20 protein-coding genes and 1 tRNA gene are annotated in these 25349 nt (G+C 62.2%); 15 read left to right on the top strand and 6 right to left on the bottom strand.

What is annotated here, in order from left to right; all coding sequences use genetic code 11:
• Positions 1 to 26: 26 nt before the first annotated feature.
• Together KZX66_RS15690 and KZX66_RS15685 are read right to left on the bottom strand one after the other, a co-directional pair.
• The gene (locus KZX66_RS15690) at positions 27 to 1007 is read right to left on the bottom strand and encodes a GlxA family transcriptional regulator (protein WP_248081138.1); all 981 of its coding nucleotides are present in this window, start codon (positions 1005 to 1007) and stop codon (positions 27 to 29) included.
• A gap of 341 nt (positions 1008 to 1348) precedes the next feature.
• Positions 1349 to 1957 (bottom strand): LysE family translocator, encoded by a 609-nt coding sequence (locus KZX66_RS15685; protein WP_248080922.1) that lies wholly within the window; start codon positions 1955 to 1957, stop codon positions 1349 to 1351.
• Between the two features lie 588 nt (positions 1958 to 2545).
• Between KZX66_RS15685 and KZX66_RS15680 the strand changes: the two genes are divergently transcribed.
• Positions 2546 to 2803 carry a hypothetical protein gene (locus tag KZX66_RS15680; protein ID WP_248080919.1) on the top strand — a complete coding sequence of 86 codons (258 nt, stop codon included), beginning with the start codon at positions 2546 to 2548 and terminating at the stop codon, positions 2801 to 2803.
• Positions 2804 to 2883: 80 nt separating this feature from the next.
• On the opposite strand, the gene KZX66_RS15675 is transcribed toward KZX66_RS15680, so the two are convergent.
• A tRNA-Cys gene (locus KZX66_RS15675) sits at positions 2884 to 2957 on the bottom strand.
• A gap of 212 nt (positions 2958 to 3169) precedes the next feature.
• Positions 3170 to 5458, bottom strand: coding sequence for an acylase (locus KZX66_RS15670; protein WP_248080917.1), 2289 nt, complete (start codon positions 5456 to 5458; stop codon positions 3170 to 3172).
• 238 nt (positions 5459 to 5696) lie between these two features.
• Between KZX66_RS15670 and KZX66_RS15665 the strand changes: the two genes are divergently transcribed.
• The gene (locus KZX66_RS15665; RefSeq protein ID WP_248080914.1) at positions 5697 to 6077 is read left to right on the top strand and encodes a fe2+ zn2+ uptake regulation protein; all 381 of its coding nucleotides are present in this window, start codon (positions 5697 to 5699) and stop codon (positions 6075 to 6077) included.
• 1 nt (position 6078) lies between these two features.
• On the opposite strand, the gene KZX66_RS15660 is transcribed toward KZX66_RS15665, so the two are convergent.
• Complete coding sequence (locus tag KZX66_RS15660; RefSeq protein WP_248080910.1) at positions 6079 to 6273, bottom strand: hypothetical protein; 195 nt, start codon at positions 6271 to 6273, stop codon at positions 6079 to 6081.
• Between the two features lie 108 nt (positions 6274 to 6381).
• On the bottom strand, positions 6382 to 7299 hold the full coding sequence (locus tag KZX66_RS15655; RefSeq protein WP_248080906.1) for a LysR family transcriptional regulator: 918 nt from the start codon (positions 7297 to 7299) through the stop codon (positions 6382 to 6384).
• A 117-nt stretch (positions 7300 to 7416) separates the two neighbouring features.
• Here KZX66_RS15655 and KZX66_RS15650 point away from each other — a divergent pair, with 117 nt between their 5' ends.
• The 13 genes from KZX66_RS15650 (at position 7417) to glgX (ending at position 25349) form a co-directional block, all read left to right on the top strand.
• Positions 7417 to 8412, top strand: a complete 996-nt coding sequence (locus tag KZX66_RS15650; RefSeq protein ID WP_248080903.1) for an aldo/keto reductase — start codon at positions 7417 to 7419, stop codon at positions 8410 to 8412.
• Between the two features lie 131 nt (positions 8413 to 8543).
• A complete protein-coding gene (locus KZX66_RS15645; protein ID WP_248080900.1) occupies positions 8544 to 10538 on the top strand; it encodes a methyl-accepting chemotaxis protein in 1995 nt (664 codons plus the stop codon).
• A gap of 81 nt (positions 10539 to 10619) precedes the next feature.
• Entirely contained in the window at positions 10620 to 11078 is a 459-nt protein-coding gene (locus KZX66_RS15640) for an SRPBCC family protein (RefSeq protein WP_248080897.1), read from the top strand.
• Between the two features lie 82 nt (positions 11079 to 11160).
• Positions 11161 to 11607, top strand: a complete 447-nt coding sequence (locus KZX66_RS15635; RefSeq protein WP_248080894.1) for a DUF411 domain-containing protein — start codon at positions 11161 to 11163, stop codon at positions 11605 to 11607.
• Positions 11608 to 11610: 3 nt separating this feature from the next.
• On the top strand, positions 11611 to 12054 hold the full coding sequence (locus KZX66_RS15630; RefSeq protein ID WP_248080891.1) for a YqaA family protein: 444 nt from the start codon (positions 11611 to 11613) through the stop codon (positions 12052 to 12054).
• Between the two features lie 46 nt (positions 12055 to 12100).
• Positions 12101 to 13102, top strand: a complete 1002-nt coding sequence (locus tag KZX66_RS15625; protein ID WP_248080889.1) for an alpha/beta hydrolase — start codon at positions 12101 to 12103, stop codon at positions 13100 to 13102.
• 26 nt (positions 13103 to 13128) lie between these two features.
• Positions 13129 to 14082: a D-2-hydroxyacid dehydrogenase family protein gene (locus tag KZX66_RS15620; RefSeq protein ID WP_248080886.1), complete on the top strand. Its 954-nt coding sequence runs from the start codon at positions 13129 to 13131 to the stop codon at positions 14080 to 14082.
• A gap of 536 nt (positions 14083 to 14618) precedes the next feature.
• Entirely contained in the window at positions 14619 to 16172 is a 1554-nt protein-coding gene (gene glgA / locus KZX66_RS15615; RefSeq protein WP_248080884.1) for a glycogen synthase GlgA, read from the top strand.
• 19 nt (positions 16173 to 16191) lie between these two features.
• Positions 16192 to 17937 carry a malto-oligosyltrehalose trehalohydrolase gene (gene treZ / locus KZX66_RS15610; protein WP_248080881.1) on the top strand — a complete coding sequence of 582 codons (1746 nt, stop codon included), beginning with the start codon at positions 16192 to 16194 and terminating at the stop codon, positions 17935 to 17937.
• Entirely contained in the window at positions 17934 to 20018 is a 2085-nt protein-coding gene (malQ, locus tag KZX66_RS15605; RefSeq protein ID WP_248080878.1) for a 4-alpha-glucanotransferase, read from the top strand. Before treZ ends, malQ begins: the two co-directional genes overlap by 4 nt.
• Positions 20015 to 22759, top strand: coding sequence for a malto-oligosyltrehalose synthase (locus KZX66_RS15600; protein ID WP_248080875.1), 2745 nt, complete (start codon positions 20015 to 20017; stop codon positions 22757 to 22759). Before malQ ends, KZX66_RS15600 begins: the two co-directional genes overlap by 4 nt.
• A 30-nt stretch (positions 22760 to 22789) precedes the next feature.
• Complete coding sequence (locus KZX66_RS15595; protein WP_248080872.1) at positions 22790 to 23056, top strand: DUF2934 domain-containing protein; 267 nt, start codon at positions 22790 to 22792, stop codon at positions 23054 to 23056.
• Positions 23057 to 23189: 133 nt separating this feature from the next.
• Positions 23190 to 25349, top strand: coding sequence for a glycogen debranching protein GlgX (gene glgX / locus KZX66_RS15590; RefSeq protein WP_248080870.1), 2160 nt, complete (start codon positions 23190 to 23192; stop codon positions 25347 to 25349).

The following is a 25349-nucleotide window of genomic DNA, read 5'->3' as shown; positions in this document are numbered from 1 at the left end:
GGTTATCCAGGCGCAACGCCCCCGGATCACTTGACCAAGCGCTTCTCTTTGGAAGGGCGATACCCGAAGTACGAGCTGTAGCACTTGCTGAAATGGCTCGGCGACACGAACCCGCATGCCACCAGCACTTCCACCTGTGACAACTCGGTGTGCTGCAACAACCGGCGCGCTTCGGTGACGCGCAGTTCCATGTAATAGCGCTGCGGCGTGGTGCCCAATTGCTCTTTGAACAATCGCTCCAGTTGCCGGCGCGACCGCCCTGCATAGACCGCCAGTTGGTCGAGCTCCAGCGGCTCTTCGAGATTGGCGTCCATCAGCTTCACCACTTCGCGCAAGGGTGCGCTGACGCTGACGTTTTCGGTGGGTTTGATGCGCCGGTAGCGCGACTCTTCAAACGCCAGGATATCTTCGATGCCTTCGACCAGGGCCTTGCCGTGCAGACTCTTGATCCAGTCCAGCGCCATATGGAACGCGCCCGACGGGCTCGATGCGGTGAGGCGGTCGCGGTCGATCACGTAGGGTTCGCTGGTGACGTGGGTGGCCTTGGACACTTCGGCCAGCGCCGGGCGGTGTTCCGGGTGAATGGCGCAGCGGTAGCCCTGCAACAGCCCGGCGCGGCCGAGGAACCAGGCACCGTTCCACAGCCCGGCCAGTTGAATGCCGTGTTCAACAGCGCCGCGCAGCAGGTGGATGAAGTCTTCGCTGGCCTTGAGTTCGGTGCGAAAACCGCCGCAGATCACCAGCAAGTCCAATTCATGCAACGCATGGGCGTCCAGGCGGGCGTCGGGACGAATGACCAGGCCCAGGTCGCTGACGACTTCGCCGTCGTCCCAACCGAACGTGCGCGAGGCGAACAGCTCAGGGCGCAACAGGTTGGCGGTGACCAGGGTGTCGAGGGTCTGGGTGAAGGCCGGCAGGGAAAAGTGTTCGAGCAACAGGAAGCCGACGCGGGTGAGCGACGCCGGCTGCGAGGTTTCATTGAGGTAGCGCAGGTTCTTGCCTTTCATGCCACCGCTGAATTGACGTCGTTCCATCGAGGGTTGGCCCACTCTTATTGTTGATGCAATGGGCGCCATCTTAGGGGGAAATGCGTCGGCTGTCTCACGCACTGATCTCGCACAATGCGCGGGCGCCAAAAGCCCGCAGCAGAACAGCGCTACGGGCATCTGATACGGTTTTTTCTTTGCTACCTGCCTCTGTATTGAACGGCCACCTGAGCGGACAATAGCGCCATCCCCACCCCCTTCCCTTCGGAGGCCGTATGACCAAGATGGCGATTTTCCTGTTCGGTTTTCTGGTGCTGACGATCGGCATCGGCCTGCTCGCGACCATCTCGCCGGTCTAGCGCTCAGCCGGCAAACAGCATCGGGTACAGCGACAGCACCAGCAACCCGGCCATGGTCAGGTTGAACACCCTCAACAGGCGCGGCTCGCGCAGGACATCGCGCAAGCTGCTGCCACAGCCGACCCACACGCACACACTGGGCAGGTTTACCACGGCGAAGACCAGTGCGATCACCAGCACGTTGGTCACATAGCCCTCGGCCGGCGTGTACGTGGTAATGGCCCCCAGCGCCATGATCCAGGCCTTGGGGTTTACCCACTGAAACGCCGCCGCGCCCAAAAACGTCATGGGTTTGCCCTGATCATGACTGCTGTCGGACATGCCCCCCGCCGTCGCAATCTTCCACGCCAGGTACAGCAAGTACGCCGCGCCCACGTAGCGCAAGACCGTATAGGCCCAGGGGAACAGCTTGAACACTTCGCCCAGGCCCAGGCCCACCGAAATCACCAACAGCATAAAACCGATGCTGATCCCCAGCGCATGGGGCATGGAACGGCGAAAGCCGAAGTTCACCCCCGATGCCAACAACATGGTGTTATTGGGGCCCGGTGTGATCGACGAAACGAAGGCGAACAGCACAAAGGCGTAGAGCAGACTTGCAGACATGAACATGGCGCGGCATCCATACGGGAAGTGAACTGCCTGTGACAGTAGTGGTTCAGGACTCCTGACGCCCCGTACAGCTGGGCTTGGATCGAGGCATACACTTCGCATTTAAATGTTTGCACGGCTTTCACAAACCTTTCACACGCTGGCGCCTATGGTTAACCCAGCTCCTAATGAACATCCCTTTTAGCCCGTGCTCCCCATCACGGGCTTTTCTTTGTCTGGGATTTATTGCCGGCAAAAAAAGAGGCGGATCATGTGCATGACCCGCCTCTGTTGTGTCGCTGATGCTTAACGCGGACCGCCGCCAGGCCCCCCGCCTTGCCCATGAAAGCCACCGCCATGCCCACCGCCACCGCCCGGCGGCATGAATATCCAACAGCCCGACAGCGTCGACAACAGTGCAACAACAACCGCAGCCTTGGTTAGGTAATTCAACTTCATGCTATCGCTCTCTTACTTGACGAGATTAAGTTCTCCCCTGATATGACAGCGTGACCTCAAACGCCTCACGGTTATCGTGTAACGTGTTGGTAGGCTTTGTAGGGTTGCGGGTACAACGCGCGCCCATGTGATCAGCGGACGGAGAAGTAAATGAACGAATTGATCCAGGGCCTGGACGGACCCCGAACCGCACAGCAGGAACTGTTCTACGACCTGGAAGATGCCGCCGCCATGATGGGATGGTCAGTGATGGAATTGACCCGCATCGCGCAGAGCAACGAGGCGCCAGGCGAGGCCGAGGCACTTCTGAAGGTCTGTGCGTTGCTGATGGCGCAGCAGCAGAAAATCAGCGGCTATGCAGATGAAGTCAGGCGCCAGCGTGTGACGCGCGCCGAAGCGGCGTGCTGAACCAGGGGCACACGCCAAATGCGGCTGAATCGCAGACAATAAAAAACCCCGCAGACACAAATCTACGGGGTTTTCAAGAGTGGAGGCCGAGGTCGGAATCGAACCGGCGTAGGTGGATTTGCAATCCACTGCATAACCATTTTGCTACTCGGCCTCAAACGATCAATGCCCTGGATGCTGGCACTCACCGCGTAAAAACTTGAGTGGGCTATAAAGCCATGCCTCTACTCTAACTCATTGAATACATTGAAGTTTTTAATGCCTCAATGCGTTCGATGGGCGCCATTATGTACTCATTTGCCTATGCCTGCAACCCCTTGATTTCAAAAATATTTCGCCGTGGCATCAAGGGCTTGCGTGCCTGCGCTACTGCTGGATTCGCTGCAACCGGTACTGCGGGTCGGCCTCGATCTGGGCGTCGGTGAACGGCAGTGGCCGCAGCTTTTTTTCGGAGAAGACTTGGGTCTGGTCCTTGGCGTGTTTCGACGCAGGGTTGCTGGACAGGGAGAACGCCAGCACGCCCTGGGCCTGGGGGCCGTTATCGTCGAAGGTGACGATTTGCAGGTAGCTGCTGCCGCTGACCACTTCACGTTTGCCGTCGGCGCGGGGCACGGTCTGCATGGCGTTATAAATGCCCAGTTCCTGCGGGCCGCCGTGGATCGGGGTTTGGCCGCAAACCTGCACATCGCCCCAGCGGCTGGTGGCGCTGAGGCCGAGTTTGGCCACCTCGGTGCTGGAGGCCAGCATGGCGGCACGCAGTGCATTGGCCACGTCTGCGCGGTCAATGGCCAGCCCGCGCGGCGTGGTCAGCGGATGGGCCGGGTCAAAGGCCACGCGCCAGGCGTCGGGGATTTGCTGCAGGTGCTCCACCAGGTTGATGAAATGCACCAGGCCCACGCCACTGTCGAGGTTAGCGTGCCGGTCCCAGGCTTTGAGGCTGGTGCACAGTGGCGTCAGCGCATCCGTATCGGTGCCGAGTCTTTTGGCGCAGAACTCAAGCAGATCCGGCATGAGCTGGCCGGCCAGGTACACCTCGTTGTCCATCACCATGTGTTGCAAGTGCGCGACGGTGATCGGTTGTTTGTTCAGGGATTGCAGGCGCTGCAGGGCAAACCGTGCGCGCGGGCCGAGGCCGATGTGGTCCTGGCTGATCACCGGTGAGAACCCGGTCAGCGGCGCCTTGGGGTTGACCATCCAGGCGGAGTCGTTGGCGTGCTGCACGTAGTCGGTGCGTGCCAGTTGCGGCAGTTGATCGGCCGCAAATATGCCGGCCTGGGCCGCGCGCGGGTCGACGTCCCAGGCGCAGGCGCTGCGGGAGCCGTCGAGCACGATCATCTGCAGGCCTGCGCGCGGGTCGCTGCAGTGCGCCAGTTTGGCGGCGCTGACGTTCGGCACCACTGACAGGTTCATGTACAGGCTCTGGCCCTGGTCGTCAGCGGCCAGCGTATTGACCCAGGGGATGCCTTGCAGGGTGTGCACCGAGGTTTGCAGCGCGGCGAGGCTGTCGGCGCGGTTCATCGCATACCACTGTTGCAGCACACGGTCATTGCCGAGGTTGGCGTCGCGCAGGCTGAAGGCATGGCGATCGTCCCAGTCGAGCTTGCCCGGCCATTGCACCACCGGGCCGAATTGCGAACTGTAGACCGTGTGACTCAGCATCTTGACGCTGCCATCGGGCTGCTTGACCTGCACCTGCACCGGGGTTTCATCCAGGGCGATGGATTTGCCGTCCAGCATGTACCGCTTGGAATCCTTGGGGTCCAGCGTCAATCGGTACAGGGTGAAATGCTTGGACGTGTCGACCGTATGGGTCCAGGCCACGTGCTGGTTAAAGCCGATATTGACCACCGGCAAGCCCGGCAGCGCGGCGCCCATGACGTCCAGTTGGCCGGGAATGGTCAGGTGCATCTCATAGAAACGCATGCCGCCGATCCACGGAAAATGCGGGTTGGCCAGCAGCATGCCGCGCCCGTTGAACGAACGGTCACGCCCCACGGCCACCGCGTTGCTGCCACGGTCCAGGCTGAAGCGCTGCTGGTTGGCAGCGGCGAGCTCAAAGGCCTTGGTGTCGGTTTGCAGGCCGGCGGTGGCTTGCGCAGGTTTGGCGCCCGCCAGGGCTTCGGCGAATTGGCCGACACCGCCTTCGACCAACAACCTGCGGGTCAATTTGACCAGGTCTTCGGCCACCAGCGGGCGTACCCAGGCCGCCTGGCATTGCGCAGGCGCGCCGTGTTCTTTGAGGTAACGGTTGTAGCCGGCGACGTAGCCTTCAATGCGCTGCTGGATCTGCGGGCTCTGTGCCTTCCAGAACGCGGCGACGGCCTGCGGTGTATTCAGCCAGGTAAAAAACACATCGCTGGTCAGATTGTTGCGTTCTTCCAGGGTCGATTGGTCGGGGCCAAAATACCTGGCTCGCTCGCCATTGACCGTGACCACTTCGTTGGCCAGCAGGCACAGGTTGTCCTGGGCATAGGCGTAACCGATGCCCAGGCCCAGGCCGCGCTCATCACTGGCGCGAATATGCGGTACGCCAAAACTGGTGCGGCGGATATCGGCCGACGCCTGCGTCAACGGTTCGCGTGCCGATGCGGCCAGGCTCACCCCCAGCAACACACCCGCCACCCCTGCCCTGGACAACCCCTTGGAAATAATCACGCAGACTCCACCGTCAAATTGAACACCCTTACGCGGGGCAACGACCCCACCGTAAGAACGCAATTTAAACGACACAATTTAGCGATAAGGCGGGTTTATTTCGGGCGACGCCTTTGTGACAAAACCGACACTGACGAAATTTCTACATCCTGATCTTCATGATTTCGCTCGCTCGTTCGTCTTATTTCATAAGAGCGCCATCATTTTCCTGATCAGGCTCTGATAAGGAGTTTTTTGCATGTACAACCCGACAGTGCCCACGGAAGGACATTCAACGGCTGCCGATGCCAATTTCGGCAGCGGCGCACACGCGTTTGGTAAAGCGCCGGAACAGCAAGGCAACCAACGGATTCGGCATTTGCTCAAGTGTTTTGGCTTACGCACCAGCCTGATTCGGCTGAAGGTCATCGACGCCCTGCTCACCGCGGCCGACAACGGGCGCCCCCTCGGGGTCCGCGGCGTGCACAGCCACCTGCTGGCGCTGGGCATCCCGTTGTCGTTCCTGAGCGTGCGCGAGGTGCTCAAGCGCCTGTGCAGCGAAGGCGTGATCACCCTCAACGTCGATAAAAGCTACAGCCTCCATGAAGAGGCCGCCAAGGTACTCGAAGGTCGCACCTGACTCAGAGGTTAGGCTTGACCTTGCGGCGCATCACGCCATTGATCACAACCACCGTCACGGCGATCGCGATGGCGATGTACTGGAAGGTTTTTTCGCTGATCACCCCGGTGTTCTGCAGGTAAGACAGGCCGAACATCGACCCCAGCACCACGAGGGAAATCAGAATCGAGTATTTCAAGCGTTGCTTTTGAGTCATGACAGGCTCCTGCACCTTAGGAATATGAGCGGACCGCAGTCGGCAGCGGCGCATATTACAGGATGAACCGCCTCGGCTCCTATGGCGTCTCACGTCACGCCGCCAGGCTCAGGCCTGACGTTGCAACCCCGTGCCCGGTTGAGCGCACAGCTCAACCAGCCAATCCACGAACACGCGCACCCGCTGCGATAACTGCCGGTGCGGCGGGTACAGCGCAGTCAGGGCCATCTTCGGCACCGCCAACTGCGGCAGCACTTCCACCAGCGAGCCCTCGGCCAGGCGCTGCATGGCGTGATAATACGGCGCCTGGATCAACCCGTAGCCAGCCTCACAGGCGCAGAAGTAACCGTCGGCACTGTTGACCGCCACCATCTTCGGCAGGTTGACCGCGCGCAGCTCGCCGCCGAGTTCGAACTCAAGGCCAAAGCGCTTGCCGCTGGCGCTGGAGACATACTCGACCATCTGATGGTCGACCAGGTCGTCAAGCGTCTCTGGGACGCCCATGCGCGCCAGGTACGCGGGACTGGCCAGAGTAATCTGGTCCATCATTGCCAGCGGCCGCGCCACCAAGGACTCGTCCAGCGCCAGGCCGCCGCGCAATACACAATCCACGCCTTCGCGGATGAGGTCTACCGGGCGGTCGTTCAGACCGATCTCCAGCGCAATCAGCGGGTAACGCGCCGTGAACGCCGGCAACGCCGGGATGACCAGATAGCGGCCAATGCCCGCCGGCATATCGATACTCAAGGTGCCGCGCGGGTTCTGACGCTGGGTGGAGAACACTGCTTCGGTTTCTTCCAGGTCCGTCAGCAACTGCACGCAACGCTGGTAATACGCGGCACCGTCCAGGGTCGGGATGACCTGGCGCGTGGTGCGTTGCAACAACTGCACGCCGAGATGCGCCTCCAGTTGCTTGATCAAGACGGTCACCGAGGCGCGCGGCAGTTGCAGGCTGTCGGCGGCCTTGGCGAACCCGCCGAGTTCAACGATCCGGGTGAACACGCGCATCGCGTTGAAACGGTCCACAGCTCGGCCCCTCACTGGATTATTTAGATATTACGAATAGTGATAGACGTTTTAGCCTGTTTATCGCGTTTTTGTCGAGCGTGACAATGGCGTCTCACCTCAACAGGAGCTGTACCCATGAACACCCGTCAACTTGGAAAAAACGGCCCACTGGTTTCTGCCATCGGTTTGGGCTGCATGGGCATGACCGATTTCTACAGTCCAGGGTCAGACACCACCGAGGCCACCGCCACCCTGCACCGCGCTCTGGAGCTGGGCGTGACCTTCTTCGACACCGCCGACATGTACGGCCCCCACAGCAATGAGCAACTGATCGGCAAAGCCATTGCCGGCAAGCGTGACCGGGTATTCCTGGCGAGCAAGTTCGGCATCGTCCGCGACACGGCCAACCCGGCGCTGCGCGGCGTGAATGGACGCCCCGAATACATTCGCACGTCCATCGACGGCACCTTGAAGCGCCTGGGCATCGACACCCTGGACCTGTACTACCAGCACCGTATCGATCCGCAGGTGGCCATCGAAGAAACCGTCGGCGCCATGGCCGAGCTGGTGCATCAGGGCAAGGTGCGTTACCTGGGCCTGAGCGAGGCGTCGGCCGCCACCCTGGAGCGGGCACACAAGGTGCACCCGATCAGCGCCCTACAAAGCGAATACTCGTTGTGGAGCCGCGATCAGGAAGAAAACGGCTGCCTCGCCGCGTGCCAGCGCCTGGGCATCGCGTTTGTGCCCTACAGCCCGTTGGGCCGGGGGTTCCTGACCGGGGCACTGAAAAGCCCAGATGACTTCTCTGCCGATGACTATCGCCGCACCAACCCGCGCTTCCAAGGCGAAAATTTTGCGAAGAACCTGGACTTGGTGAAGCAGGTACAAACCCTCGCGGCAGACAAAGGCGTCACGGCCGGGCAACTGGCGCTGGCCTGGGTATTGGCCCAGGGCGACTTCATTATTCCCATCCCCGGCACCAAGCAGCGCAAGTACCTGGAAGAGAACGTGGCGGCCGTGTCGATCACCCTCAGCCCGGCCGAACTGGCGGCGCTGGCAGCCATCTTTCCGGCCCATGCCAGCGCAGGGCTGCGTTACCCCGAAGCGGTCATGGCGATGCTGGATATATAAGAAGGGCGCCGCTTGGCGGCGCCTGCCGTTTCTTGCACGAGGGTACCTAAAGCTCCCGTGTGCCAGGCCGATAGCCCTACGAAGCTCTAATAAAGCCGCGTCGACAATGAACGCTTCGTAAGGACGACCCCATGCCCCCACTGCGCTCTATCCAAGCCCGCTACACCCTGTTTCTGGTGCTGTTCGTCCTGGTGCTGTTCGTGTTGACCGTGGTCGGTATCGGCCAGTTGGTCGCCCCGACGCTGCGCCACACCGAAGAACAGGTGGTGCTCAACCGCGTCGCCGAGGTGGCCGAACAGATCAAGGGCGAACTCAACAAAGTTCAGGCCCAGCAACGCACCATCACCCAGACCATTCCCCTGCTCGACAGCGAAGCGATCGACAAGGTGGTGCCCGGCCTGGTGGACCAGTACGGCGAGCTGAAAGTGTTCGGCGGCGGCATCTGGCCGTTGCCCAACCAGCGCACACCGGGGCGCAACAAACACAGTACGTTCTGGCACCGCGACGCGTCCGGCAAACTGATGGTCAACACCTTCTGGAACAGCGACCCCGCACCTAACTACTACGACCAGAGCTGGTACAAAGGCGGCCTCGCCTCGCCACGCGGTCAATGCGCCTGGGCCGCCGCCTACAAAGACGACGCCAGCCAGGAGCCGCGCACCAACTGCGCCATGGCCATCCAGCGCGACGGCGCCGCGTACGGCGTCGCGACCATCGACGTAACCCTGGGCTTTTTCAATGAGCTGGTCGCCACCAAGGAAAAAGACATCGGCGGGCAAATGCTGATCGTCGAAGGCGACGGCAAGATCATCAGCAACAGCACGCGCCTGAGCAGCCCGGTGGTGTTGAAGAACATCAGCGAACTGACCGCTACGTCGGCATTCGCCGCCCAGGTCAGCAAGGCCCTGGCCCACCGCGACCAGGCGCTGCAACGCAGTGAATTCGACAATGGCGGCGTGGCCAGCACGTTTTACATGCGCCCCATCGAAGGTACCCCGTGGTTCCTCGCCACCGCCCTGCCCACCTCGCTGATCACCGCCCAGCGCGACGACGTGCTCGGCAGCCTGGCGCTGTTGCAGGTGCCCATGGTGTTGCTGCTGGTGCTGTTGGCGCTCTATGCGATCCGCCAATTGGTGCAGCGCATGAAAACCCTGAGAACCAACATCGACGCGCTGTCGGCCGGCGATGCCGACCTGACGCGGCGCATCACCATCCGCGCCGAAGACGAATTGGGCGCGATCGGTCACTCGGTAAACCGCTTTATTGTTTACCTGCAAAACATGATCGGCGAAGTCACCCAGGCCACCGGCGCCATGTCGTCAGGGCTCGAGCAGTTGCAGAAAACGTCGGCCCACACCAACCAGATCCTGGTGCGCCACGCCTCGGAAACCGACCAGACCGTCACGGCCATCAACGAGATGAGCTCCACCGCCGACAACGTCGCGCAAAACGCTGCCGAAACCGCCTCGTTCACCCAACGCGCGAATGAGCATGCCGATCGCTCCCGCGTGGTCGTGGGGGAAGCGTCCACCAGCGTCAGCGCCCTGATCGGCGAAGTCGCCAGCGCCACCCACACCGTGGAAAACATGCGCCAGGACGCCGCGCGCATCACCGAGACCCTGGGTGTGATCGGCGCCATTGCCGGCCAGACCAACCTGCTGGCGCTCAACGCGGCGATTGAAGCCGCGCGGGCCGGCGAACAAGGCCGTGGTTTTGCCGTGGTGGCCGACGAAGTGCGGGCCCTGGCGGCACGCACCCAGGCCAGCACCTCGCAGATCAATGAAATGCTGACGCGCCTGACCAGCGGCGTCAGCTCCTCGGTGGCGGCCATGGAAAATACCCAGTCCAGCTGCCAATCGGCGGCCGATGCCACCGCACGGGTGAACACCGGCCTGGATGAAATGGCCAGTTCCGTGAGCCACATCAACAACCTCAGCACCCAGATCGCCACGGCCGCCGAGCAGCAAAGCGCGGTGACCGAGGAGATCAACCGCAGCATGGTGCAGATCCGACATATGGTCGAAGAGCTGGTGGAAAGCGGCCATGCCACTGAAACCAATACGCAAAGCCTGCTGAGTGCCAACGGCCGGGTCATTGCGTTGATGAGCCGCTTCAAAGTGCGCTGAAAAACCCCTTGGAGACTCCCGTGCAAAGCACGGGAGCAAGGCTATTCTGACAGCTCATAGTCGCCGCACAGGAGGTGTGCCATGCACGCTGTCGAGCCTTCGGTCCGCTTGAAGCGGATCAGTCAGGAACGCTTTATCAAGGCCCCCATCGATACCGTTTACGACTATGTGACCCAGCCGGAACGCTGGCATGAATGGCACCCCAGTTCCCTCAGCGCCGAGACCGGCACCTGCGGCCCCCTGCTCGCCGGTGCGCGTTTTACCGAAACCATCGACCTGTTGGGCGTGCGCGTTCCCATGAGCTACCGCGTCCAGATCGCGCGCCGCCCCGATGAATTCAAAACCGTGTTTACCTCCCTGGCCGTCGACGGCTCGATTCACTATTTCCTGCAACCCTTTCGTGATGGCACGCTGTTCAAACGTGTGCTCAGTTATGAAACCGAGTTGCAATTGGCCAGCCTGCACGCGCGCATGGTCGAACTGTCAGACATTGCGCTGGACCGGCTCAAGCAGCGGCTGGAAAACCCTCCCGCCGTATAATTTTGAAACATTACCGTGCCGTCCTGCGCATAAAAGCGCGGAGAATGCCCGGCTCAACTGCCCGGTATTGGACGAGACCTCGATGAAAAACCCATTGCGATTGGCCCTGCTTTCAGCCCTGTTCACCACCACGCTGGTCCAGGCTGCGGAGCTGATCCCTATCGACGTGCACCGTGACGCCAACTGCGGCTGCTGCAAAAAGTGGATCAGCCATTTGGAGAGCAACGGCTTCAAGGTCAATGATCACGTCGAAGCCGACATGAGTGCAGTCAAACAACGCCTGGGCGTCGCCCCGCGCCTGGGCTCATGCCATACCGCCGTGATCGACGGCAAGTTCGTCGAAGGCCACGTGCCCGCCGAACAGGTCCTGGCCTTGCGCAAGCGCGACGATTTGCTGGGCATCGCTGCACCGGGAATGCCGATGGGCTCGCCGGGGATGGAAGTGGACGGCCGCAGCCAGGCCTTTCAAGTCATCGGTCTGACCCGCGGCGGCAACGATGTGGTGGTGGCCGACTACCCGGCGCACTGATCGGTGCTGATGGGTTACCTGGGGCTGTTCTTCGCCGCGTTCGGCGCCGCGACGTTGCTGCCGCTGCAATCGGAAGCCGTACTCGTCGGCCTGTTGCTCAGCGGGCAGTACAGCCTGGTATGGCTGCTGGGCATCGCCACCCTGGGCAATGTCTTGGGTTCGGTGGTCAATTGGTGGCTGGGACGCTGGGTGGAGCACTTCAGGCAACGCCGCTGGTTTCCGATCAGCGACAGGCAACTGGAAAAAGCCCGCAACCATTACCAACGCTGGGGGCATTGGACGCTGTTGCTCAGTTGGGTGCCGATCATCGGCGACCCGCTGACCCTGGTGGCCGGCGTAATGCGTGAGCCGTTCTGGCGGTTCCTGCTGCTGGTAACCCTGGCCAAAGGCGCACGCTATGGTGTGCTCGCCGCCGTGACCTTGCAGTGGGTTTTAATCCCCCGTTAATCCCTTCGCAACAGCATCCGGACAGCCTTTTTCGGAGCCCCCGCCCATGCCTTCACTGCGTATTTTTTGTCTCGCCGGCCTGCTGACGGCCAGCACCGCCCCCGCGTTCGCCGCCACTTACGGCCCGGAACTGCAAGGTTTCCAATACCCCTACCCGCTTGAACATTTTCAATTCCAATCCCAAGGCAAATCCTTGCAGATGGGCTATATGGACGTGCCCGCCAAAGGCACATCCAATGGCCGCAGCGTGGTGCTGATGCACGGCAAGAACTTTTGCGGCGCCACCTGGGAAGGCTCGATCAAAGCCTTGAGCGACGCCGGTTACCGCGTCATCGCGCCCGACCAGATCGGCTTCTGCAGCTCCAGCAAGCCCGACCACTACCAGTACAGCTTCCAGCAATTGGCATCCAACACCCATCAACTGCTGGAAAAGCTCGGCGTTCAAAAGGCCACCCTCCTCGGCCACTCCACCGGCGGCATGCTCGCCACCCGTTACGCGCTGATGTACCCCGAGCAGACCGAGCAACTGGCGCTGGTCAACCCGATCGGCCTGGAAGACTGGAAAGCCGTGGGCGTGCCCTACCTCACCGTCGACCAGTGGTATGCGCGTGAACTGAAGGTCAGCGCCGAGGGCATCCGCAAGTATCAGCTCAACACCTATTACGTGGGCCGCTGGAAGCCGGAGTACGAGCGCTGGGTGGACATGTACGCCGGTCTGGCCCAAGGTCCGGGGCGCAAGCTTGTCGCATGGAACTCGGCGTTGATTTACGACATGATCCTCAACCAGCCGGTGTACTACGAGTTCAAGAACCTGCAGATGCCTACGCTGTTATTGATCGGCACGTCCGACACCACCGCGATCAATAAGGACATCGCGTCGCCGGCGGTCAAGGCCAGGATCGGCAATTATCAGGTGCTGGGCAAACAGGTGGCGCAGTTGATCCCCCGCGCGACGCTGGTGGAGTTTCCGGGCCTGGGTCACGCGCCGCAAATGGAAGAACCGGCGAAGTTTCACCAAGCGCTGTTGCAGGGCCTGAACGCGCTTTAATCCAACCCTTTTCGAGGCATTCGTGAATGTCGATACAGATCGCAGTCATTGATGATTGGCAACAGGTGGCCAGTAGTGTGGTGGATTGGTCGGTGCTGGAGGCCCTGGGCGCGGTGCACTTTGTGCACGACTACCCGGCGGATACCGCGACGATGATCACGCGGTTACAGGCCTTCGAGGTGATCTGCGTGATGCGCGAACGCACCCCGTTCGACAGGGCACTGCTGCAGGGCCTGCCCAACCTCAAGTTGCTGGTTACCGGCGGCATGCGCAATGCGGCCATCGACCTGCCAGCGGCCAAGGCCCTGGGCATCGCGGTATGCGGCACCGACAGCTACAAGCACGCGGCGCCGGAATTGACCTGGGCGCTGATCATGGCGTCGACCCGCAACCTGCTGGCCGAAGCCAATTCTCTGCGCGCGGGCCACTGGCAGGTGGGCTTGGGTGGCGATCTGTATGGCAAAACCCTGGGCATTCTCGGGCTGGGCAGCATTGGCCAGAAGGTGGCCCGATTTGCCCAGGCCTTCGGCATGCGAGTGATCGCCTGGAGTGAAAACCTGACGCCGGAGCGCGCCAGCGAAACGGGTGTGACCTGGGTCAGTAAAAGGGAGCTGTTCGAACAGGCCGATATCCTGAGCGTGCATCTGGTACTCAGCGAACGCAGCCGTGGCCTGGTGGATGCCGAGGCGTTGAGTTGGATGAAACCGAGCGCGCGGCTGGTGAATACCGCTCGCGGGCCGATTGTGGACGAGCAGGCGTTGATTGAGGCCCTGCAGAGCGGTCGCCTGGCCGGCGCGGCATTGGACGTATATGGCGAAGAGCCACTCCCCATGGATCACCCGTTCCGCCACTTACCCACTGTATTGGCCACGCCCCATGTCGGCTACGTGAGTGAGCAAAACTACCGGCAGTTCTATCAGCAAATGATTGAGGACATCCAAGCCTGGGCGAACAAGGCGCCCATTCGTGTGCTGTGCTGACGCACCATTAGAGGGCGCCCGCGCCTTTGTGGCGAGCGGGCTTGCCCGTACCAGGGCGTGAAAAGGCGCCATTGCGGGGGCGCTGATTGATCTGGATCAACGCCCCGACTCTTTTTGGGGCTGCCGTGCAACCCCATGCGGACGAGCCCATTCGCCACAAACAGGCCGCAACGCCCGGCCCGTAAGGGCGCTAATACCCTTATCGTTTGTGGTTACAAGATTTTTGTCCTACAAAAACCGCTCAAAAGGCCTACAGGCTCTGGGATCTGTCCTAGACTCATGACCGATGGGTCCGTTCGAAAACAAAAACCCCGCAAAAAAACTAAACTTTTCAACTCGGCCCTTGGTCAAGTTTTAAGGCAAGGCGAGCACACCGCGATTCACGCTACATGCCCGTCCATCCATTCTTTTAAAGCTATCCGTACAACTGGCATACGCCTTGCCAGTTTGTAATGCGCTTGCGCGCTTGGCCGCAGGAAGCGGTCATCGGAGCTAGTGGCAGCGGGCCACTAGCCGACCAACACGTGGAGAGAACTATGATCAGTGCCGCAGTAAGTATTCAGGGAGAACGTGTTAGTCAGCCAGTTGGCGGGTCGACCCCTTCAGTCGACCTCAACACGGTGCGGCCGGTGTCCAGTCATAACCCCAATCGAAAGAAAGTGCTGTTTGTCACGTCCGAATTCGCCGACCTGGTAAAGACCGGCGGCCTGGGCGACGTGTCGGCCGCCCTGCCACGCGCCATGGCCCATCTGCACGATGTGCGCGTGCTGATCCCTGGTTACCCGCAGGTGATGGAAAGCGATAACCCGATCCACATCATCGGCGAACTGGGTGGCCACGCCGCGCTGCCGCCGTGCAAGATCGGGCGCATGGACCTCAAGGACGGACTGGTCATCTACGTGCTGATCTGCCCTGAGCTGTACGAGCGCGAAGGCACCCCCTACGGTGCCAACAATGGCCGCGACTGGCCCGACAACCATATTCGCTTCGCCCGCCTGGGCCTGGCCGCCGCCGACATGGCCGCCAACCTCGCGCAGATCCACTGGTGCCCGGACCTGGTGCACGCCCACGACTGGCCCGCTGGCCTGGCCCCGGCGTATATGCACTGGCGCGGGTCACGCACGCCCACCCTGTTCACCATTCATAACCTGGCCTATCAAGGCGTGGTCAGCCTGGCCTCCACGCCGGAGTTGGGTATTCCGCCACACGCCTTACAGCAGGAAGGCATGGAGTTCTACGGCAAGATGTCGTTCCTCAAGGCCGGCATGGCGTACTCCAGCCATATCACCACGGTGAGCGCCACCTACGCCCAGGAAATCACCACGCCGGAATTCGGTTGCGGCCTCGACGGTTTCCTCGCCGCCAAGACCCAGCAAGGCCTGCTCAGCGGGATCCCCAACGGTATCGATGAAAGCTGGGAAACCTCCACCGATGAGCATCTGATCCATAACTTCAATATCGGCGACTGGGAAGGCAAGGCGATCAACGCCGCCCATGTACGCGAGCTGTTCGGCCTGCATGACTCCAGCGGCCCGCTGTTCGCTGTGGTCTCGCGCCTGGTTTATCAGAAAGGCCTGGACCTGACCGAAGCGGTCGCCAGTTTTATCGTCGAGAACGGCGGCCAGATCGCGATCATCGGGCGTGGCGAACCGGAAGAAGAACAGGCCATGCGTGAACTGGCCTTGCGCTTTCCCGGCCAGGTCGGTGTGCGTATCGGCTTTAACGAGACCGATGCACGGCGCATGTTTGCCGGCAGCGACTTCCTGCTGATGCCTTCGCGTTATGAACCGTGCGGCCTGAGCCAGATGTACGCGCAGCGCTTCGGTTCACTGCCGGTTGCGCGCAACACCGGCGGTCTGGCCGACACCATCGAGAATGGCGTCACCGGGTTCCTGTTCAATGAGTCCACCGTGCAAAGTTATGAAGAAGCCCTGAGCCGCGCGTTCAAGGTATTCGCCTTCCCCGGCCTGCTCAACGCCATGCGTTGCCGTGCCATGACCCAACCCTTCAACTGGTGCCAGGCGGTCGAACCCTACGCCGAACTGTACGAACAACTGGTGGTTAAAGCACTGGGGAAACAAGCCAAGTAATCAAGGGAGGTCTCTATAGATGCCATTACGGACTCTGGAAACCTGGCCCCACGGCGCAATCATGCTGGACGCGCAACACACGCGTTTTGCCTTGTGGGCGCCAGACGCGTTTTATGTGAGCGTTGAATTGGAAAGCGGTCAGTCCGTGGCCATGCTGCCGCAGGCAGACGGCTGGTTTGAAACAGAAATAAAGTGCCCGGCCGGCACGCGCTACCGCTACAACGTCGACGGCGAACGGGAGGTGCCTGACCCGGCCTCCCGGGCCCAGGCCGATGATGTACACGGTTGGAGCGTGGTGGTCGACCCGCTCGCTTACCCCTGGCAGCATGCCAACTGGCAAGGCCGCCCTTGGCACGAGGCGGTGATCTACGAGCTGCACGTCGGCGCGCTGGGGGGCTACGCCGAGGTCGAGAAACACCTGCCACGCCTGGCCGAGCTGGGCGTCACCGCCATTGAACTGATGCCCCTGGCGCAGTTTCCCGGCGAACGTAACTGGGGCTACGACGGCGTGCTGCCGTATGCGCCCCAGTCCTCCTACGGCACCCCGGAACAACTCAAACACCTGATCGACATCGCCCATGGGCACGGCCTCGCCGTGATTCTCGATGTGGTCTACAACCACTTCGGCCCCGACGGCAATTACCTGGGCCAGTACGCGCAGGGCTTCTTTCGTGAAGACGTGCACACCCCGTGGGGCGCGGGCATCGATTTCGACCGCCGGGAGGTGCGCGACTTCTTCCTCGACAACGCACTGATGTGGTTGATGGAGTACCGCTTCGACGGCCTGCGCCTGGACGCCGTGCACGCCATCGACAACCCCGGGTTCCTGCAACAGCTGGCACAGCGCGTGCGTGAACAGGTCGAGACCGGTCGCCACGTGTGGCTGGTGCTGGAAAACGAATTCAACCAGGCGGGCCTGCTGGAACGGGATTTCGACGCGCAGTGGAATGACGATGGCCACAACGCCCTGCACGTGTTGCTCACCGGCGAAACCGACGCCTACTACAGCGACTTCGCCACCGACACCACCGCCAAGCTCGCCCGTTGCCTGAGCGAAGGTTTTATCTACCAAGGCCATACCACCCGCCATGGCCATGCCCGTGGCGAACCCAGCGGGCACCTGCCGCCGAGCGCGTTTGTGTTGTTTTTGCAAAACCATGACCAGATCGGCAACCGTGCCCTGGGCGAACGCCTGCACCAGCTCTGTTCGCCCCAGGCACTCGAAGCGGCGACCGCGCTGCTGTTGTTGTCGCCGATGATTCCGCTGATGTTCATGGGCGATGAGGTCAACGCCCGCCAGCCCTTTCTGTTTTTCACCGACCACCACGGCGAACTGGCCGAGGCGGTGCGCGAAGGCCGGCGCAATGAGTTTGCCGACTTCGCCGCCTTCCACGACCCTGAGCGGCGCGAACGCATCCCCGATCCCAACGCGCTGGAGACGTTCCGGCAATCAGCGCCGGTGTTTGTGGAGAACGCCCACACTGAGCTTTATCGCCATCTGCTGAAACTGCGCCACCGTCACATCACCCCGCACTTGCCCGGCAGCGTGGCATTGGGCGCGCAGGTGCTGGCAGACGGTGCCGTGACTGCGCGCTGGCGCCTGGGCAACGGCCGCGTGTTGCAGATCGACCTGAACCTCAGTGCCAGCGCCGTGGCTCACACCGCGCCGGCGCAGATTATTTTCGCCACGCCTGCCGACCAAGGCGCGCACCTGCCGCCGCACAGCGCACGCGTGAGCCTATTCCCTGTTGGAGAACACCCTTGAGCGAAGCGAACCTTGAACTGCTCGCCAGCCGCGCGGGCCTGGCCGTCGATTGGATCGATGCCAACGGCCGTCCGCAACGCGTTACACCCGACGCTCTGCGCGCCGTCCTCAAAGGCCTGGGCCACCCGGCCGACACCGATGCCGAGATCGACGCCAGCCTGCTGGAACTGGAGCAGGCACAACACGACAAACACCTGCCTCCGTTACTGACGATCGACAGCGGCGAGGGCCTTGATCTGGCCCACTATTTCGAACCCGATACCCTGTGCCGGGTCAGCCTGGAAGACGGCGAGACTCTGGAGCTGCGACTGGACGGCAACGCGGTGCTGCCCGGTGTGATCGCCCTGGGTTACCACCAAGTGCACATCAACGACCAGACTTTCACCCTGGCCGTCGCCCCCACCCACTGCTACAGCGTCGCCGAAGCGGTCGACAGCCGGCCGGCCCGCGCCTGGGGGCTGAGTGCGCAATTGTATTCCCTGCGCCGCCTGGGCGACGGAGGCTTTGGCGATACCCTGGCCCTGGAACACCTAGCGCGCGCGGCCGCCGAGCGCGGGGCCGATGCCCTGGCGATCAGCCCGATGCATGCGATGTTCAGCGCCGACACCGGCCGCTACAGCCCCTATTCGCCGTCCAGTCGTTTGTTCCTTAACAGCCTGTATGCCTCGCCCGGCTGCATCCTCGGCGAGCGTGAAGTGCGCAACGCCATTGAAGCCCTCGGCCTGGAAGACGAGCTGCATGCCCTGGAACAGCTCGAGCTGATCGACTGGCCGGCCGCCGCCAAGGCCAAGCAGCGGGTGTTCCGTGCGCTGTATGAAGACTTCCGCCATGGCCAGAACCCGCAACACGCCGACTTCCTGAGTTTCCGCCAGGCCGGCGGTGAAGCGCTGGAGAACCACTGCCGCTTCGAAGCCGTGCAAGCCGCGCGCGCCGCTGCCGGTGAAGCGCTCGACTGGCGCCACTGGCCCGAGGACTGGCGCACGCCGCAGAGCCCGGCATTGGCAAGATTCGCCGAGGACAACCGCGACGAGATTGGTTATTTCGCCTTTACCCAATGGTTGATCGCACGTTGCCTGGCGCGCGCCCAGCAAGCCGCCAAAGGCAGCGGCATGGGCGTCGGCTTGATCGCCGACCTCGCGGTAGGCGCCGATGGCGGTGGCAGCCAGGCATGGAGCCGCCAGGATGAGCTGCTGTCCGGCCTGACCGTCGGCGCGCCGCCGGATATTCTCAACCGCGCCGGCCAAGGCTGGGGCATTTCCGCGTTCTCGCCGGAAGGCCTCAAGCGCAACGGCTTTCGCGCGTTCATCGAGATGCTGCGGGCCAACTTCGCCCATGCCGGCGGCCTGCGGATCGACCATGTCATGGGCCTGCAACGCCTGTGGGTGATGCCCATGGACGCCTCGCCCCGCGACGGCGCGTACCTGTATTACCCGGTGGATGACCTGCTGCGCCTGCTCGCACTGGAGTCCCATCGTCACCAGGCCATCGTGCTCGGTGAAGACTTGGGCACGGTGCCCGATGGCCTGCGCGAAAAACTCATCGGCCGTTCGATTCTGGGCATGCGCGTGCTGCTGTTCGAGCAAGGCCACGACGGCCAGTTCAACCCGATCCTCGACTGGCCGGACAACGCCCTGGCCACCACCAGTACTCACGACTTGCCCACGCTCAACGGCTGGTGGCACAGCCGCGATATCGACTGGAACGTCCAGTTGGGCCTGATCGATGCGCCCACCGTGGAGCAATGGAGCGAACATCGCCTGCGTGAACGCCAGGCGCTGCGCCAGGCACTGAGTCAGGACCCGCAGAATTTCGTCGATGAGATCCGCAACGAAACCGACCACATGATAGACGCCAGCGTGCGCTACCTCGGCCACACCCGCGCGCCCCTGGTGCTGTTGCCCCTGGAAGATGCGCTGGGCGTCGAGGAGCAGGCCAACCTGCCCGGCACCACCGACACTCACCCTAACTGGCGCCGACGCCTGACGGGAGAAGCCTCCAGTCTGCTCGACAACGCCGGCGCGGCACGCCGCCTCGAACTGTTGGCCGTCGCGCGCAACCAAGCCTATGAGCGTGACCGATGAACGCACTGCCCCTGCGCGCCACTCAGCGCCTGCAATTCCACAAAGGTTTTACCCTGGACGACGCGGTGCCGCTGGTGCCGTATTTCGCCCGATTGGGCATCAGCCACCTGTACGCCTCGCCACTGCTCAGTGCGCGCGCTGGCTCCATGCACGGCTACGATGTGGTCGACCCGACCCGCGTCAACCCCGAACTGGGCGGTGAAGCGGCCTTGCGCCGTCTGGTTGCCGCGCTGCGCGAACATGACATGGGGCTGATCCTCGATATCGTCTCCAACCATATGGCCGTGGGCGGAGCCGATAACCCGTGGTGGCTGGACTTACTGGAATGGGGCCGCCTGAGCCCCTACAGCGAATTTTTCGATATCCAGTGGCACTCCCCCGACCCGTTGCTCAAGGGCCAATTGTTGATGCCGTTTCTGGGCAGCGATTACGGCGAGGCCTTGCAGGCTGGCACCCTGACCCTGCAGTTTGATGCCGAACACGGCGCGTTCTACGTTGAACACTACGAGCACCGCTTCCCGATCTGCCCACGGGATTACGCGCTGATCCTGGGCCGCGATGAACCGCTCAAGCCGCTGGCTGAAGGCTTCGCTGCGCTCACCTACCAGCACGACGCTTATGCCGAAGCCGCCTGGCTCAAACAGGCTTTGGCCGAGCGCGCCAGCGACGTGCTGCCGGCGATTGAACAGCGCCTGGCGCAGTTCGACGGGCGCCAACCCGAAGGTTTCACTCGCCTGCACCAGTTGCTGGAACAACAAAGCTACCGCCTCGCCAGCTGGCGCACCGCCGCAGACGACATCAACTGGCGGCGCTTCTTCGACGTCAACGAACTGGGCGGCCTGCGCGTGGAGCGCAGCGCGGTGTTCGAGGCCACCCACGGCAAGATCTTCGAATTGATCGGCGAGGGCCTGGTGGATGGTCTGCGCATCGACCACATCGACGGCCTGGCCGACCCGCGCGGGTACTGCCGCAAGTTGCGCCGCCGAGTCGATGCGTTGGCGCCGGGGCGGCACCTGCCGATCTTCGTCGAGAAGATCCTTGGCGAAGGCGAAACCCTGCGCGAAGACTGGCAAGTGGACGGCACCACCGGCTACGAATTCATGGATCAACTGTCACTGCTGCAACACCACCCTGACGGGTTCGCGCCTTTGGCCGAGCTGTGGACACGCCACAGCGAACGCCCCTCGGCGTTTATCGAGGAAGCCCGGCTGGCGCGCCAGCAAATCCTCAACGGCTCGCTGGGCGGCGACTTCGAGAGCGTGGCCCAGGCCCTGCTGCAAGTGGCCCGCGACGATGTGATGACCCGCGACCTGACCCTTGGCGCGATTCGTCGCGCACTGCAGGAACTGATCGTGCACTTTCCGGTGTACCGCACCTACATCAGCGCCCGTGGCCGTAGCGCGGCCGACGACAAGGTGTTCCAGCAAGCCCTGGAGGGCGCACGCACCACCCTGAGCGAAGGCGATTGGCCGGTGCTCGATCACCTGGAAAAATGGCTCGGCGGCCAACCCTGGCGCAATCGCCCGGTGGGCCGCGAGCGCAAGATCCTCAAGCATGCCTGTGTACGCTTCCAGCAACTGACCTCGCCGGCCGCGGCCAAGGCCGTGGAAGACACCGCGTTCTATCGCTCGGCCGTGTTGCTGTCGCGTAACGACGTGGGCTTCAGCACCGAACAGTTCAGTGCGCCCCTGGCCCAGTTCCATGCCGTCAACGCGCAACGCTTGCGGGCCTTCCCCGACAACCTGCTGGCCACGGCCACGCACGACCACAAGCGTGGCGAAGACACCCGCGCGCGCCTGGCGGTATTGAGCGAATGTGCGTCGTGGTATGCCGAGCAAGTGGAGCACTGGCGAACCCTGGCAGCGCCGTTGCGCACCGACGCGACGGCACCCTCGGCGGGTGATGAGCTGATCCTGTATCAAGTGTTGCTGGGCAGTTGGCCGTTGGACGCGCACGCGGATGTCGAGGGGTATCAGCAGCGCCTGTGGCAATGGCAGCAAAAGGCCCTGCGTGAAGCCAAGTTGCACAGCAGTTGGAGCGCGCCTAACGAGGCCTACGAGAAAGGCGTCGAACGTTTCCTCTCAAGCCTGTTGCTCAGCGATGCCGGCCGTCCCTTGCGCACGGCGATCGCGGCGGCGGCCCAGGCCATTGCACCGGCCGGCGCGCTCAATGGGCTGGCGCAATCCTTGCTTCGACTCACGGTACCGGGCGTACCGGACGTGTACCAGGGCGCCGAGTTCTGGGACTTCAGCCTGGTGGACCCGGACAACCGTCGGCCAGTGGATTTCGATGCGCGGCAACAGGCGCTCAACGCCCCACCGGACAGTGGCGAACTGTTGTTCAACTGGCGCGACGGGCATATCAAACAAGCGGTGATTGCCCAGGTGCTGGCCTTGCGCAAGGCCCATCCTGAGCTGTTTCACAACGCCAGCTACACACCGCTGGAGGTGGTGGGTCAGCACGCCGAACGAGTGGTCGCCTTCAGCCGCGAGCACGCGGGTAAACGGCTGTTGGTGGTGGTGCCGCGCTGGCCTCATGCGCTGCTGGAAGCGGGCGTGCATCCCCATATCAATGCGCGGGTTTGGGGCGATACCCGGGTGAAATTACCGTTCGCCGCACCAACTCAAAACTGGAAGGGACTTTTTCAAACGGGCGCAGTCACACCAGACAAGGAGCTGTTGATCAACACTGCCCTGGGGGATTTCCCGGTCAATGTCTTTATCAATATTGATGATCAATAAAGCTGAACATTTTCTGTGAGGAGCATTGCGATGAGTACTGAAGACAAACGCATACGCGAATTGGCGCACCAGATATGGGAATCCGAGGGTAAGCCTCACGGCGAGGACGCGCGGCACTGGGAGATGGCGCGCAAGCTGGCTGAAGCGGAAGCGCTCACGCCAAGCAAGCCAAAACCGGCCGCCAAGCCCAAGACGGCGCCCAAACCTTCTGCGGCGAAAGCCAAGCCTGCGGCGGTGAGCAAACCTGCCGCTCCAGCGGCGAAAAAACCGCCGGCACCGAAAAAGCCCAAACCCTAAACCCCGTGACGCCATGAACCTCCTCCCGACAACGTCGGCAGGAGGTGACCTTACTTTTCAGACTTCTCAGCTGACCCACCGTCGGCACGGCCGCGTTCGGCCCGGAAAAAGACCCTTGCAGGAGCAACACTTAATGAGCAAACCCCATAAAACCCCATCGACGCCGGGCAATGAGCCGTCGCGGATTCGTGAAGGTTTGCCCTTCCCCCTCGGCGCCACCTGGGACGGCCTGGGCGTCAACTTTGCGCTGTTCTCGGCCAATGCCACCAAGGTAGAGCTGTGCCTGTTCGACGACACCGGCGAAGTGGAACTCGAACGTATCGAACTGCCTGAATACACCGACGAAATCTTCCACGGCTACTTGCCCGACGCCCATCCGGGGTTGATCTACGGCTACCGCGTTTACGGTGCCTATGACCCGGCCAACGGCCATCGCTTCAACCACAACAAACTCCTGATCGACCCCTACGCCAAACAATTGGTGGGCGAGTTGAAATGGTCCGAGGCGCTGTTCGGCTACACCATCGGTCACCCCGACGACGACCTCAGCTTCGACGAGCGCGACAGTGCGCCCTTCGTGCCTAAATGCAAGGTCATTGACCCGGCGCACACCTGGGGCAACGACCAGCCGGTGCGGGTGCCGTGGGACCGCACGATCATTTATGAAACCCATCTGCGCGGCATCAGCATGCGCCACCCCTCCGTCGGTGAATCGGTACGCGGCACCTGCGCCGGGCTGATGGAAGACGATGTGCTCAAGCACATTCGCCAGTTGGGCATTTCTTCGGTCGAGCTGTTGCCGGTACACGCCTTCGTCAACGACCAGCACCTGCTGGAAAAAGGCATGACCAACTACTGGGGCTATAACAGCATCGCGTTTTTCGCCCCTGACCCGCGCTACCTGGCCAGCGGCAAGATCGCCGAGTTCAAGGAGATGGTCGCGCACCTGCATGAGCAGAAGCTGGAAGTGATCCTCGACGTGGTCTACAACCACACCGCCGAGGGCAACGAGCGCGGTCCGACCCTGTCCATGCGCGGCATCGACAATGCCTCGTACTACCGCCTGATGCCGGACGACAAGCGCTTCTACATCAACGATTCCGGCACCGGCAACACCCTGGACCTGAGCCACCCGTGCGTGCTGCAAATGGTCACCGACTCGTTGCGTTACTGGGCCAACGAGATGCATGTCGATGGTTTCCGCTTTGACCTGGCAACCATTCTTGGCCGCTACCGTGACGGCTTCGACGAGCGCCACAGCTTCCTCGTGGCCTGCCGCCAGGACCCGGTATTGCGCCAGCTCAAACTCATCGCCGAGCCCTGGGACTGCGGTCCCGGTGGTTATCAGGTGGGCAACTTCCCGCCGGGCTGGGTGGAATGGAACGACCGTTTCCGCGACACCGTGCGCGCGTTCTGGAAAGGCGACGACGGGCAACTGGCGGACTTTGCCGGGCGCATGACCGCGTCGGGCGAGATGTTCAACCATCGGGGCCGCCGGCCATACAGCTCGGTGAATTTCATCACCGCCCACGACGGTTTCACCCTGCATGACTTGGTGTCGTACAACGACAAGCACAACGAAGACAACGACGAGAACAACCAGGACGGCAGCAACAACAACCTGTCCTGGAACCACGGCGTCGAAGGCCCTACCGACGACCCGCAGATCAACGAACTGCGCCTGCGCCAAATGCGCAACTTCTTCGCCACCCTCCTGCTGGCTCAGGGCACGCCGATGATCGTCGCCGGTGACGAATTCGCCCGCACTCAGCACGGCAATAACAACGCCTATTGCCAGGACAGCGAGATCGGCTGGGTCAACTGGGACCTGGACGAGGACGGCAAGTCGCTGCTCAAGTTCGTGAAGCGCTTGATCAAACTGCGCCTGGCGTACCCGATCCTGCGCCGGGGGCGCTTCCTGGTCGGCGACTACAACGAAGACATCGGCGTCAAGGACGTGACCTGGCTCGCCCCCGACGGCAACGAAATGACCATCGAACAGTGGCAGGACGCTCACGGCCGCTGCCTCGGCATGCTGATGGACGGCCGCGCCCAGGAGACCGGGATTCGACGTGCGGGTGCCGATGCCACGCTGTTACTGGTAGTGAACGCGCACCACGACATGGTTAATTTCCGTCTTCCGCCAGTGCCCGAGGGTGAGTTCTGGACCTGCATGCTCGACACCAATGACATCGCGGTGCGCGGTCAGGAGCGCTTTGATTTTGACCACGAGTACGCGGTGACCGGACGTTCGCTGCTGCTGTTTGAGCTGCAGCGCGAAGACGAGGTGTGA

It is taken from the genome of Pseudomonas sp. EYE_354 (assembly GCF_023148575.1).
Lineage (GTDB): Bacteria > Pseudomonadota > Gammaproteobacteria > Pseudomonadales > Pseudomonadaceae > Aquipseudomonas.
This window is presented reverse-complemented; position numbering and strand designations above follow the sequence as displayed.